This is a genomic window from Mycobacterium paraintracellulare, from assembly GCF_000276825.1.
GTDB lineage: Bacteria > Actinomycetota > Actinomycetes > Mycobacteriales > Mycobacteriaceae > Mycobacterium > Mycobacterium intracellulare.
Map to the genome: position 1 here is coordinate 3,259,815 of NC_016948.1, position 12,867 is coordinate 3,272,681.

Genomic DNA, 12,867 nt, shown 5'->3' on the forward strand with positions numbered 1-12,867 from the left:
TTAGACAGCCGACAAATACCCTGCTCAGCGGTTAGGCTTGCTGCGTGGCGGCCAAGGATTGTGGTGGCCCACCGCGATGGCCAGACGGCTCGTCGAAGCGCCCGGACTGTGTAGCCGCGGCGCGGGCCCAGTCGCGCGCACGCAACCAGCACTACGCCGACAGCGCCGCGCGCCAATACCGGGTGCTCGCGATCGCCGCGTGGCTGGCCGTGCTGGTCTGCGTCGACTTCGTCGCTTTGCAGTTGATCACCGGAGTCTGGACGTGGCAGATCATCTCGCTCAACGCCCTCGCCGCGATGATCTTCGCCGCGGTGCCGTGGCTGCACCGTTTCGGTGACCTCATCGCGCCGCTCACCTTCATCGGCGCCGCCTACGTCACGGTCTTCGTCAGCACCTGGGACGCCGGCACGGGTACGGGCGCGCAGTTCTTCTTTTTGGTCGGGGCGTGCCTGGTGGTGCTGTTGCTGGGCATCGAACACACCGTGCTGGCGGCCGGCCTGACGGCGGTCGGGGCCGGGCTGGTGATCGCCCTGGAGTTCCTGGTCCCCCGCGATACCGGATTACAGCCGGCGTGGGCGCAATCCATGACCTTCGTGGTCACCATCGTCTCGGCCTGCGTGATGGTGTTCGTGGCGGTGTGGTTCGCGCTGCGCGACACGCAGCGCGCCGAGGCGGTGATGGAGGCCGAGTACGAGCGCTCGGAAGCGCTGCTGGCCAACATGTTGCCGGGCAGCATCGCCGAGCGTCTCAAGAGCTCGTCGCGCAGCGTCATCGCCGACAAGTACGACGAGGTCTCCGTCCTGTTCGCCGACATCGTCGGGTTCACCGAACGCGCCAGCACCACCACCCCGGCCGACCTGGTGCGGTTCTTGAACCGGCTGTACGGCGCCTTCGACGAACTGGTCGACAAACACGGCCTCGAGAAGATCAAGGTCAGCGGCGACTCCTACATGGTGGTCAGCGGGGTCCCGCGGGCTCGGCCGGATCACGCCTTCGCTCTTGCCGATTTCGCGCTCGACATGGCCAATGTCGCTGCCGCACTGAAGGATCCGCACGGCGATCCGGTCGCGCTGCGGATGGGCATGGCCTGCGGGCCCGTGGTCGCGGGCGTCGTTGGCTCGCGCCGCTTCTTCTATGACGTCTGGGGCGACGCGGTCAATGTCGCGTCGCGGATGGAATCCACCGATTCGGTGGGCCGAATCCAGGTGCCCGAGGCGATGTACGAGCGACTCAAGAACGAGTTCGTCCTGCAGGAGCGCGGCCGCATCGAAGTCAAGGGCAAGGGCGTTATGCGCACCTGGTACCTCATCGGCCGCAAGGCGGACGAAGAGCCCGCCGACCTGCTCACCGGGCGACCACACACCGTCCACGTCTGATCAAAGCCCCTGTACGGTCCCTGTACCAGGGCCCGCGTTTGTGTCAGACTGCGGCCATGACTATCTCCCCTGGCTCTCCTGGAACCCACCCCGTTCCAAGCTTGCTGCCGCATCTGTGGAAATCCGCTCTGCTGTCGGGAATTCTGTCGATCGTCCTCGGTGTCCTGGTATTGGCGTGGCCGGGAATTTCCATCCTGGTGGCCGCCGTCGCCTTCGGCGTGTACCTGCTCATCACCGGTATCGCGCAGGTCGTGTTCGCGTTCTCACTGCACGTCTCGGCGGGGAGCCGAGTTCTGTTGTTCATCAGCGGGGCCGCGTCGCTGATTCTGGCGTTGCTCGCGTTCCGCCACTTCGGTCAGGGCTACGCAATTCTGCTGCTGGCCATCTGGATTGGCATCGGCTTCATCTTCCGTGGTGTCGCCACGACGATTTCGGCCGTCAGCGACCCGCACCTGCCGGGCCGGGGCTGGAACATCTTCCTCGGCGTGCTCAGCCTCCTCGCCGGCATCGTGGTCGTGGCGTCGCCGTTCGAATCGATTGTCACCCTGGCGATCGTGGTCGGCGCGTGGTTCGTGGTCATCGGGATCTTCGAGGTCATTTCGGCCTTCGGCATCCGCAAGGCGTCCAACTCCCTCGGCAGCTGACGCGGGCGCCGGTGGCGCAGGCGCCGACCCATCTACTACACTCTGTCGTAGCCGTTGATCGGGCCTCCGCAGTCGGGAGATGACAGATGAATGTCGTCGATATTTCGCGGTGGCAGTTCGGTATTGTTACCGTCTACCACTTCATCTTTGTGCCGCTCACGATCGGTTTGGCCCCACTGATCGCCATCATGCAGACGGTGTGGGTGGCTACCGGGAACACCGCGTGGTACCGGCTGACCAAGTTCTTCGGCAAGCTGTTTTTGATCAACTTCGCCATCGGTGTGGCGACCGGCATCGTCCAGGAATTTCAGTTCGGGATGAACTGGAGCGAGTACTCGCGGTTCGTCGGCGACATCTTCGGTGCACCGCTGGCGATGGAAGGGCTGTTCGCCTTCTTCTTCGAATCCACGTTCATCGGCTTGTGGATCTTCGGCTGGAGCCGGCTGCCGAAGCTGCTCCACCTGGCCTGCATCTGGATCGTCGCGATCGGTGTCAACGCCTCGGCGTTCTTCATCATCGCGGCGAACTCGTTCATGCAGCACCCGGTCGGCGCGCACTACAACCCGGCGACACGGCGCGCCGAGCTGGACAGCATTTTCGCCCTGCTGTCCAATAACACTGCGCAAGCGGCGTTTTCACACACCGTGGCGGGAGCGCTGCTGACCGCCGGCACCTTCGTCGCCGCCGTCAGCACGTGGTGGATGGTGCGCTCACGCAGGACCGAATCCACCGCCCCCACAGCGGAAACCGAGGCCCGCACCATGTTTCGCCCCGCGGCAATCCTGGGCTGCGGCGTAGTGCTGCTCGCCGCGGTCGGCCTGTTCTTCACCGGCGATCGCCAGGGCAAGCTGATGTTCGTTCAGCAGCCGATGAAGATGGCGTCGGCAGAAGCGTTGTGCCGCACACAAACCGACCCCGACTTCTCGGTGCTGACCATCGGCACCCACAACAACTGCGGCAGCGTCACGGAAGTGATCAAGGTGCACTACGTGCTGCCGTTCCTGGCCGAGGGCAAGCTCAGCGGCGTGACGCTGCAGGGAGTGAACGAGCTGCAGCAGCAGTACCAGCACCGCTTCGGACCCGACGACTACCGGCCGAACCTGTTCGTCACCTACTGGTCGTTCCGATTGATGATCGGGTTCCTGGTGTTCCCCGTGGCGTTCGCCCTGGCCGTGCTGTGGTTGACCCGCGCCGGGCGAACCCCCAAGGGCCGCTGGGTTTCCTGGTTCGCGCTGCTCACCATCCCCACGCCGTTTCTGGCCAACATCTCGGGTTGGGTGTTCACCGAGATGGGTCGGCAGCCATGGGTGGTGGCGCCGAACCCGACCGGTGACCCGCTGGTCCGGATGACCGTCCGCGAAGGCGTGTCGAACCACGTGCCGGGCATGGTCATCACGTCGCTGGTGACCTTCACCGTCGTCTACGCGGTGCTGGCGGTCGTGTGGTTCTTTCTGCTCAAGCGCTACACCGTCGAAGGGCCGCTGGAACACGACGCGGAACCCGCTCCCCCGCAGGCGCCCGACGCTGACGAGGTGGCGCCCCTGTCGTTCGCCTACTAAGGGCGTGATGGGGCTTATCGACGCCGAAAGGAGCTGATCGCAGTGGGACTGCAAGAAGTGTGGTTCGGCATCATCGGGATGCTGTTCCTGGGGTTCTTCATCCTCGAGGGCTTCGACTTCGGCGTGGGCATGTTGATGGAGCCGTTCGCGCGCGTGGGCATCGGTGAAGCCGAACCGTTGCGGCGCACGGCGCTCAACACCATCGGCCCGGTCTGGGATGGCAACGAGGTGTGGCTGATCGTCGGCGGCGCGGCGATGTTCGCCGCCTTTCCCGGGTGGTACGCCACCGTGTTCTCGACGCTGTACCTGCCGTTGCTGGCGATCCTGTTCGGCATGATCGTGCGTGCCGTGGCGATCGAGTGGCGCGGCAAGATCGACGACACAAAGTGGCGCGGCTGGGCGGATTTCGGCATCGCCGCCGGTTCGTGGCTGCCGGCAGTCTTGTGGGGTGTCGCGTTCGCCGTCCTGGTCCGCGGGCTTCCGGTGGACGCCGCGGGCCACATTCACCTGTCGGTCGCCGACGTGCTGAACCCCTATACGGTGTTGGGCGGCTTGGCGACCGCCGGTCTGTTCTTGCTGTACGGAGCGGTGTTCGTCGCGTTGAAGACGTCCGGCGCCATCCGTGAGGACGCCCACCGGTTCGCCGTGTGGCTCTCGCTTCCGGTGACCGGACTGGTTGCGGGCTTTGGACTTTGGACGCAACTGGCGTACGGCAAAGACTGGACCTGGGCGGTGCTGGCCGCCGCGGTGGTCGCGCAACTGGCCGCGGTGCTGCTGGTGTGGCGGCGGGCCTCCGACGGCTGGGCGTTCACGTGCGTCGCGCTGGTCGTGGCGGCCGTGGTGATCCTGTTGTTCGGCTCGCTGTATCCGAACCTGGTGCCCTCGACCTTGAACAGGCAGTGGAGTCTCACCATCTACAACGCGTCGTCGACGCACTACACGCTCAAGGTCATGACGTGGGTGACCGCCTTCATGGCGCCGTTGACGGTGGTGTACCAGGCATGGACGTACTGGGTGTTCCGGCAACGGATCTCGGCCGAGCGGATACCCGCACCCATCGGTCTGGCAAGGCGCCCGTCCTGAGCGGTAACGACCGCGCGAGCCGGGCGCCACTGGACCCGAGACTGTGGCGGGCATCGGCGGCGCTGCGCCGCTATCTGGTCGCCGCGGTGGGTTGCGGGGTTTTGATCTCCGGCTGCGCGATCGGCTCGGCGATCGTGTTGGCGCGCATCGTCGCACGCGTCGTCGCCGATCCCCCCGCGCGCGGCCTGCACGCCTGGTGGGGTCCGCTGTCACTCCTGTTGGCGCTGTGGGTGATTCGCGCGATAGCGCATTGGTTTCAGGGCCGGTTGGGGCAGCGGGGGGCCAGCGCCGTCATCGCGGACCTGTCCGGCCGGGTGCTCGATGCGGTGACCGCCAGGCAGCCCGGCGAGCTCGCGGCGCAACGCGACGCCGCCGCGGTGGTGGTCACCCGCGGACTCGACGGCCTGCGGCCCTACCTCACCGGATACCTGCCGACGTTGCTGCTCGCCGCGATCCTGACGCCGGCCACCGTCGCCGTGATCGCGGCCTACGACCTGAAATCGACGGCGATCGTGGCGATCACGCTGCCGCTGATACCGGTCTTCATGGTGCTGATCGGGCTGGCGACCCGGGACCGCTCGGCGGCCGCCCTGGCCGCGATGACCACCCTGCAGGCGCGGCTGCTGGACCTGATCGCCGGGATCCCCACCCTGCGGGCGTTGGGACGCGGCGCGGGCCCCGAACAGCGCATCGCCGAACTCGCTGCCGCGCACCGGCGTTCGGCCATGGCGACGCTGCGGATCGCCTTCCTGTCGGCTCTGGTGCTGGAATTGCTGGCCACCCTGGGGGTGGCGCTGATCGCCGTCGGAATCGGGCTCCGCCTGGTGTTCGGCGAGATGACCCTCACCACGGGTTTGACGGTGCTGTTGCTGGCGCCGGACGTGTACTGGCCGCTGCGCCGCATCGGCGTGGAGTTCCATGCCGCTCAAGACGGAAGGGCCGCGGCCGATGCGGCGTTCGCCCTCATCGGCGAGCACGCCCCGGCCAAGGGCCGCACCCGGGCGGTGACCGCGCGCGGCGCGCCGATCCGCCTCGAACGTCTCACCGTCGCCGGCCGCGACGGTCGGGCACCGTGGGATCTGGACGCGGTGATCGAGCCCGGCGCCGTGACCGTGCTGACCGGGCGCAACGGTGCCGGGAAAAGCACCACGCTGCAGGCGATCGCCGGCATCACCGAGGCCTCGTCGGGCCGGGTCACCGTCGCCGGGGTCGATGTCGCGGATCTCGAGCCGGCCCGGTGGTGGGCTCAGCTGTCCTGGCTGCCCCAACGCCCGGTGCTCGTTCCCGGCACCGTCGATGACAACCTGGCGCTGCTCGGAGAGCTCGAGGACCGCGAAACCGCCTGTGCGGTATCCGGATTCGACGCCGTGTTGGCCGAACTTCCCGAAGGGGGCGACACCGTGCTGGGGCGCGGCGGCGTCGGGCTTTCTTTGGGACAGCGGCAACGGCTGGGTCTCGCGCGGGCCCTCGGATCGACGGCCGACGTGCTGTTGCTCGACGAGCCGACCGCGCACCTGGACGCGCGCACCGAGGAACGGGTCTTGCGGGCCATCGCGGCGCGGGCGCGCGCCGGTGCGACCGTGATCGTGGTCGGGCACCGCGAGCCGGTGCTGGCCATCGGCGATCGGGTCGTCGAGGTGATCGCCGACCGTGGGGTGCACTATGCCCCGGTCTGATTCGGCGGCGACTCGCCCTGAACCCCTACTTGCCGCCGCGGTGCTGCTGCGGCCCCGGTTGCCGCGCGTGCTGGCCGCGATCACGCTCGGGGTGCTCTCGCTGGGCAGCGCGCTGGCGCTGGCCGGTGTTGCGGCGTGGCTGATCACCCGCGCCTGGCAGATGCCGCCCGTGCTCGACCTCTCGGTCGCCGCGGTCGCGGTGCGCCTGTTCGCGATCTCGCGGGCCGTGCTGCATTACTGCGAGCGCCTGGTCACCCACGACACGGCCCTGCGCGCCGCCGGCACCGCCCGGGTGCAGGTCTATCAGCGGCTGGCGCGTGGGCCCGCGGCGGCCGCCGTCCGGCTGCACAGCGGTGAGCTGGTGTCCCGGGTGGGCGCCGACGTCGACGAGCTGGCCAACGTCTTGGTGCGCGCCCTGGTCCCGATCGGCGTCGCGGCGGTGCTGGCGCTCGCGGCCACCGCGGTCGTCGCCGCCATTTCGCCGGCGGCGGCCGTCGTGCTCGCCATCTGCCTGCTCATCGCCGGTTTCGTCGCCCCTCGCCTCGCCGGGCGGGCCGCCGCGACCCAGGAGGAGATCGCGCGGCAGCAGCATTCCGAGCGCGACACCTCGGCGCTCGTCGCGCTCGAACACGCGCCCGAGCTTCGCGTCGCCGGCCTGCTCCCCGGCGTCATCGCCGAATCGCAACGCCGGCACCGCGCCTGGGGTGACGCCCTGGACACCGCGGCCAAACCGGCCGCCATTGCCGAGGCGATGCCCACGGCGGCCGTCGGGGCCAGCGTGCTGGGTGCGGTGGTGGCCGGGATCGGGTTGGCATCCGCGGTCGCGCCCACCACGCTCGCCGTGCTGATGTTGCTGCCGCTGTCCGCGTTCGAGGCGATGACGCCGCTGCCGGCGGCGGCCGTGCAGCTGACCCGGTCGCGGATCGCCGCGCGGCGGTTGCTCGAGTTGGCGGCCGAGGGCCCGCGCGAGACCGTCGACGCCACGCAGACGACACCGAGGCCGGTCGGCACCTGCCGGTTGTCCGCGGACGTGCGTTCGGGTCACAGCGCGGCAGGCTCGATCCGCGTCGCGCTGGACCTGCCCCCGGGCGCGCGGTTGGCGGTGACCGGCGCCAGCGGCTCGGGGAAGACGACGCTGCTGATGACGCTCGCCGGGTTGCTGCCGCCGCGCGAAGGGCAGGTGCTGCTCGACGGCGTCGCCGTGACTCGGTTCGACGAAGCCGATTTGCGCTGCGCCATCGGCTTTTTCGCGGAGGACGCCCACATTTTCGCCACCACGATCCGGGACAACCTGCTGGTCGCCCGCGGCGACTGCCGCGACGACGAACTCACCGCGGCCCTGGGCGCCGTCGGGCTGGGCGGGTGGCTCGCCGGCTTGCCCGAGGGCTTGGCCACGGTGTTGATCGGTGGCGCGCAATCCCTTTCGGCGGGCCAGCGCCGGCGGCTGTTGCTGGCCAGGGCGGTCCTATCGCCCGCGCGGATCGTGCTGCTCGACGAACCCACCGAACACCTCGACGTCACCGACGCCGACAAGGTCCTGCGCGACCTGTTGGCCCAGGATTCCCGGCTGCTGTCCCCCGAGCGCACCGTGGTGGTGGCCACTCACCACCTGCCCAAGGGAATTGGCTGCGACGAACTGCGTGTCGATCACAAAGCCTGAACCACCGCGTGTCAGCCGGGCAGCGGTCAGCTGGCCGGGCGCTGCCGATGGGCGTCCGGGTGCTCGTCATACCAGCGGTTCTCGAGCTTGCGGACCCGCCCGCGTTCGACCTTGAGCCACACCAACCCGACCGTGATCGCCGCGATCGCGATCGCGCCGCCGATCAGGCTGCGGCCTTCGTGGCCGGTGCCGAGGGCGACGAGGCACCGAAAGACGGCGATCACGCCCACCAGCATGAACAGGTAGCCAGGCCAGCTCATCACGTCGATCAGCGACTCACCCGCATGCGGCCTGGTCGTCCTCGCATGGTCGATGGGGTCGCGAAACGTGTCACCCATGACAAAGTGCCTTTCCCCGAGTGTCCACCGCGGTATCCGGGGGGTGCCTACCTCTTCAACGGTAGCGACGAAGGGTGAGAATGTGCTGTCGGGTAACTGGACGGCCGCTGCCAATCAGGCTGTCCATCATGGCCGGCGGCACGCTCAGAGGTGTCGGCGGCGCGGCATGAACTCCAGCGACAGCAGCACGAACAGTAGCGGGACGATCTGTGTCATGGAGATCAGCGCGTAGCGCCGCGCGTCGAGCGCGTGCCACTTGCGCACGTATCGGTATAACGACTCGAGCGCGATCAGCGGGTCGAGGATGTGGATCAGCCGGTAGAACACGCGCTGGGTCCAGCCGCGGTTCTTGTCGTCGAATATCTCGGGGAAAGCGGCGAAGGCGAGCGAAACCCGCTGTGCCCCATTGTCTTTGCCGGCCATGATCATGTCGACGCTGAGTCGCTCGTCGAGCCCGTTGGGGGCGCCGCGGCGTCGCCACGGGACGTCGAGGGTGATGTCGCTGCCGCCGCCGGCCGTGGCGTATCGGTGAAAGGCCTGCACCTTGCCGGTGGCGTCCCTGGCGATGATCAGCTGTATCCCCGGGAAACGGCCTTCCAGGACGCCGTCGAGATTCATGTGGAATCCGCGGTCGGCGCGCGCCCCCTTGGACGATTCCCGCACCACCTCGGTCAGCTCGGCCAGCAACGTGTGGTCGAGCTCCTGCTCGGCGACGATTTCGGTTGTGACACCGCAGTTATGGGTGCGCTTAACCGCCTGACGCAGGTTGCGGAACCTGCGGCCCACCATGTCGAAGCCCGACACGTCGACAACGACGTCGCGCCCAATCGGTATGGCCCGCAACGTTTGTCCCAGGGTGGCCGGGTCGGTCCACAGTTCACGCCGCCGCTCGCCGCACCCCACGACCGCGATGCGCCATCCGTGGGCATGACAGGTGGCGGCGAAATCGGCCACCAGTTCGCCGAAACGCTTCTCGTCGCCGATGGGATCGCCGCTCACCACGGCGATTCCCATCCGCGTCCGGTAGGCCAGCGCCGCGGAGCCGTCGGCGGTGAAGTGGTAGCTCTTGCCGGTCTGCATGGTGAACGGCGCCAACGCGTCATCGCGGGTCACCTTGATCAATTCCCACACGCGCGGCAGGTCGGCGGGCCGCGGGTGTGAGGTCATCGGCCACATCAACACCAGGCCCGAGCTGGCGATCACGACGTCACCGAGCAGATCGAAGGACAGCACGTGCATGCCCAGCCCCGCCAGCACGAAAAACGCGGCCGCAATGGCGTGCATCGTCGTCACCGGGCGGCCCAGGAAGACGCCGCGCGCGATCCACGCCACCGCGACCAGGACCGTCAACGACCACGCCAACCGGTCGGCGAAATGCCAGTTGGGTTGGCTGTGGTGGCGGGCGAGTATCTCGATGAGCCAGCACGCCGCGCACAGCAGCGCCAGGGCGCCGATCAGCCGGGCCGCCCGCGAATCGGCCGAAACGACAACACGTTCGCGCACGCGAGGTCGTGCTGTGACGTCCACCACCGGCCCGTTCACACTCACCTCCCGATGCGCTGACAACAGCTGGGCGGCATGTCTGCCGCCTCTGCACCGAATACCCGGCTACGTCAAAGCTACGCCCGATCACGGCCCATTCGGGAGAGATTCGCGCGGATATCCTGCAGCTATTGGGTAACGGTTTATCGGGGAGAAGACGGAAAGTACTTCAGCACGCCCTCCTGCACCACCGTGGCGAGCGGCTGCCCGGACCGGTCGAAGAAGTGCCCGGTGCCCAGGCCACGCGAATCCGCGGCCACGGGCGACGACGTCGAGTACAACACCCAGTCGTTGAAGTTGACCTGCCGGTGAAACCAGATGGAATGGTTGGCAGACGCGGCGAAGATGCGGTCGAAGCCCCAGGAGAGGCCGTGCGTGGTGATGACCGAGTCCAGCACCGTGGTGTCCGAGGAGTACACCATTGTCGCCGTGTGCAATACCGGGTCCTCGGGAACCTCGCCCAGTGCCTTGACCCAGACCCGGTTGTGGGGCAGCCGATCCCCCTTCGTCCGCATCACCCACGCCGGGTCATTGGTGTAGCGCCACTCGATGGGCTGCAGGGCGTTGACGAAGTGCGGGACCGTCTCCTCGTACCCGCGCAACAGCTCGCCGATCGTGGGTTGCGTGTGCGGTTCGGCGACCTGCGGCGGCTCGATGCCGTGCTCGAGGCCCCGGCCGCCGGCCATGTAGGAGACCATGGCCGAGCACAGCAACGTGCCGTCTTGCGTCGCGTCGACGCGCCGGTTGGCGAACCGCCGCTCGTCGCGCAGCCGGGTCACGCGGTATTCGATGTCCTTGCCGGTGTCGCCACCGTTGATGAAGTGCACCGAGAGCGCGCTCGGCGGCAGGTCGCCGCGAACCAGGCTCCGGCTGGCCGCGACGAACGCTTGCGACATGAGCTGACCACCGAACGTCCGCATCGGGTTCTTGCTGGGATGCGAGCCGATGAACAGGTCATCATCGAGACGATCGAGGTCGAGTGTCGCCAGCAGTTCCTGGAAATCAGAATCGGTGCTGATGGCGGCCTCTCCTTCGGGTCCGGGCGTTAGACGTCGTCCTCCCCGATCCGGTGCACGTGGATCAGGTTGGTCGACCCTACTGTGCCAGGTGGCGCGCCGGCGACGATGACCACCAGGTCGCCGCGCTTGTAGCGACCGAGTTCGAGCAGCGACTTGTCGACCTGGCGGATCATGCCGTCCGTGGAGGTCATCATCGGGACGATGAACGTTTCGGTGCCCCAGGTCATGGCGAGCTGGCTGCGCACCTCGGGCCAGGCGGTGAAGGCCAGCAGCGGCAGCGGGGTGTGCAGGCGCGCGAGCCGCTTGACCGTGTCGCCGGATTGGGTGAAGGCGACCAGGGCTTTGGCGTCGAGCCGCTCGCCGATGTCGCGGGCCGCATAGGAGATCACGCCGCGTTTGGTGCGCGGCACGTGGGTCAGCGGCGGGGCGGCCGTGGAATTGTCCTCGACCGCGCAGATGATGCGCGACATGGTCCGCACGGCAGCCATCGGATACTTGCCCACCGACGTCTCCCCGGACAGCATCACCGCGTCGGCGCCGTCGAGGACGGCGTTGGCGACGTCGGAGGCCTCGGCGCGGGTCGGGCGTGAGTTCTCGATCATGGAATCGAGCATCTGGGTGGCCACGATGACCGGTTTCGCGTTCTCCCGGGCCATCTGGATGGCCCGCTTCTGCACCAGCGGAACCTCTTCCAGTGGCAGCTCGACGCCGAGGTCGCCGCGGGCCACCATGATGGCGTCGAAGGCCAGCACGATGGCTTCCAGATTGTCGACGGCTTCGGGCTTTTCCAGCTTGGCGATCACCGGAACCCGTCGCCCGACCCGGTCCATCACCTCGTGCACCAGCTCGACGTCGGCCGGCGAGCGCACGAAGGACAGGGCGACCAGGTCGACGCCGAGGTCCAGGGCGAAGGTGAGGTCCTCGATGTCCTTCTCCGACAAGGCCGGTGCCGACACGTTCATGCCCGGCAACGAGATTCCCTTGTTGTTGCTGACCGGGCCGCCCTCGACGACCGTGCAGATGACGTCGTCGCCCTCGATGCCATCGACCACCAGGCAGACCTTGCCGTCGTCGACCAGAACCCGGTCACCGACGGCGGCGTCCTCGGCCAGTTTCTTGTAGGTGGTCGACACCCGGTCGTGGCTGCCCTCGCAGTCGGCGACGGTGATCCGGACGGTCTCACCGTCGGCCCAGTAGGTTGGGCCGGTCGCGAAGCGTCCCAGCCTGATCTTGGGGCCCTGCAAATCGGCGAGCACGCCGACGGCACGGCCGGTGGCGTCGGAGGCCACCCGGACCCGTTCGTAGGCCGCTTTGTGATCGGCGTAATCACCGTGGCTGAAGTTCAACCGGGCGACGTCCATTCCCGCCTCAACCAGCGCCAAGATCAACTCGTCCGAATTGGTCGCAGGCCCAAGGGTGCAGACGATCTTCCCGCGTCTACTCACGCCGACCCAGCATAGTCGCGTGTGACCCCCGGGGCGTGCACATAACGCCGCCGGGGCAGTGTGCTTTTACCCACCAAGAACGGTCGGAATCAACGGGAAGGCGGGCAAGTTACGCGCAACCGTCCAAACGGCCGTCGCGACCACGACGGTCAGCAGCGCCGGCCGTGACAGCGGCGATGCGCCGCGCGCGCGGCGAACCACCAGCCACGCGGCCAGCATCGGGATTGCGACCAGCACGAAAACGTTGTCGTGGAGGGCGGCCGCCAGGTCACCGTGCACCACGTCATACGTCATCCGCAGCCCGCCGCAAAACGGGCAGTTCCAGCCGGTGAGCCACCTGAAGGGACACGGCGGATAGATCGACGCGGGATTGTGCGGGTCGGCCAGCGCGACGTAGCCGAGCGCGCCGCCCAGCGCGAGGCCGGTCGCGGCCCCGACGTAGCCGAGATGATGACGCAGATGATGACGCAGACCGTGCGCATCGGCATGCGTGGGTGGCAGGGCGGGCCTCGCGTTGGTCACAGT

At 68.0% G+C, this 12,867-nt stretch carries 11 protein-coding genes; 6 read left to right on the forward strand and 5 right to left on the reverse strand.

Going from position 1 to position 12,867, the window contains the following annotated elements; all coding sequences use genetic code 11:
* The first annotated feature begins 44 nt into the window (after positions 1 to 44).
* The 6 genes from OCQ_RS14940 to cydC all read left to right on the forward strand — a co-directional run bounded on the left by OCQ_RS14940 (position 45) and on the right by cydC (position 7,998).
* The gene (locus tag OCQ_RS14940; protein WP_008257712.1) at positions 45 to 1,376 is read left to right on the forward strand and encodes an adenylate/guanylate cyclase domain-containing protein; all 1,332 of its coding nucleotides are present in this window, start codon (positions 45 to 47) and stop codon (positions 1,374 to 1,376) included.
* A gap of 38 nt (positions 1,377 to 1,414) precedes the next feature.
* Positions 1,415 to 2,020 carry an HdeD family acid-resistance protein gene (locus OCQ_RS14945; protein ID WP_026071350.1) on the forward strand — a complete coding sequence of 202 codons (606 nt, stop codon included), beginning with the start codon at positions 1,415 to 1,417 and terminating at the stop codon, positions 2,018 to 2,020.
* A gap of 86 nt (positions 2,021 to 2,106) precedes the next feature.
* Positions 2,107 to 3,579: a cytochrome ubiquinol oxidase subunit I gene (locus tag OCQ_RS14950; RefSeq protein ID WP_008257715.1), complete on the forward strand. Its 1,473-nt coding sequence runs from the start codon at positions 2,107 to 2,109 to the stop codon at positions 3,577 to 3,579.
* 78 nt (positions 3,580 to 3,657) lie between these two features.
* Positions 3,658 to 4,662, forward strand: a complete 1,005-nt coding sequence (gene cydB, locus OCQ_RS14955; protein WP_407665065.1) for a cytochrome d ubiquinol oxidase subunit II — start codon at positions 3,658 to 3,660, stop codon at positions 4,660 to 4,662.
* Between the two features lie 86 nt (positions 4,663 to 4,748).
* On the forward strand, positions 4,749 to 6,338 hold the full coding sequence (gene cydD / locus OCQ_RS14960) for a thiol reductant ABC exporter subunit CydD (protein WP_014380352.1): 1,590 nt from the start codon (positions 4,749 to 4,751) through the stop codon (positions 6,336 to 6,338).
* Positions 6,325 to 7,998, forward strand: coding sequence for a thiol reductant ABC exporter subunit CydC (gene cydC / locus OCQ_RS14965; protein WP_051019743.1), 1,674 nt, complete (start codon positions 6,325 to 6,327; stop codon positions 7,996 to 7,998). The genes cydD and cydC overlap by 14 nt, the downstream gene beginning before the upstream one ends.
* A gap of 26 nt (positions 7,999 to 8,024) precedes the next feature.
* On the opposite strand, the gene usfY is transcribed toward cydC, so the two are convergent.
* The 5 genes from usfY to OCQ_RS14990 all read right to left on the reverse strand — a co-directional run bounded on the left by usfY (position 8,025) and on the right by OCQ_RS14990 (position 12,864).
* Positions 8,025 to 8,336, reverse strand: coding sequence for a protein UsfY (gene usfY, locus OCQ_RS14970; RefSeq protein WP_014385114.1), 312 nt, complete (start codon positions 8,334 to 8,336; stop codon positions 8,025 to 8,027).
* 144 nt (positions 8,337 to 8,480) lie between these two features.
* The gene (locus tag OCQ_RS14975) at positions 8,481 to 9,878 is read right to left on the reverse strand and encodes a bifunctional lysylphosphatidylglycerol flippase/synthetase MprF (RefSeq protein WP_014385115.1); all 1,398 of its coding nucleotides are present in this window, start codon (positions 9,876 to 9,878) and stop codon (positions 8,481 to 8,483) included.
* Positions 9,879 to 10,021: 143 nt separating this feature from the next.
* On the reverse strand, positions 10,022 to 10,897 hold the full coding sequence (locus OCQ_RS14980) for an acyl-CoA thioesterase II (RefSeq protein WP_026071347.1): 876 nt from the start codon (positions 10,895 to 10,897) through the stop codon (positions 10,022 to 10,024).
* A 26-nt stretch (positions 10,898 to 10,923) separates the two neighbouring features.
* Positions 10,924 to 12,342: a pyruvate kinase gene (gene pyk, locus OCQ_RS14985; RefSeq protein ID WP_008257742.1), complete on the reverse strand. Its 1,419-nt coding sequence runs from the start codon at positions 12,340 to 12,342 to the stop codon at positions 10,924 to 10,926.
* Between the two features lie 66 nt (positions 12,343 to 12,408).
* Positions 12,409 to 12,864 carry a DUF2752 domain-containing protein gene (locus OCQ_RS14990; RefSeq protein WP_014385116.1) on the reverse strand — a complete coding sequence of 152 codons (456 nt, stop codon included), beginning with the start codon at positions 12,862 to 12,864 and terminating at the stop codon, positions 12,409 to 12,411.
* Positions 12,865 to 12,867 lie beyond the last annotated feature (3 nt).

Coding starts and splice junctions, on each gene's coding strand:
- OCQ_RS14950 (WP_008257715.1), top strand. CDS start 2,107: ATGAATGTCGTCGATATTTCGCGGTGGCAGTTCGGTATTGTTACCGTC.
- cydB (WP_407665065.1), top strand. CDS start 3,658: ATGCTGTTCCTGGGGTTCTTCATCCTCGAGGGCTTCGACTTCGGCGTG.
- cydC (WP_051019743.1), top strand. CDS start 6,325: ATGCCCCGGTCTGATTCGGCGGCGACTCGCCCTGAACCCCTACTTGCC.
- usfY (WP_014385114.1), bottom strand. CDS start 8,336: ATGGGTGACACGTTTCGCGACCCCATCGACCATGCGAGGACGACCAGG.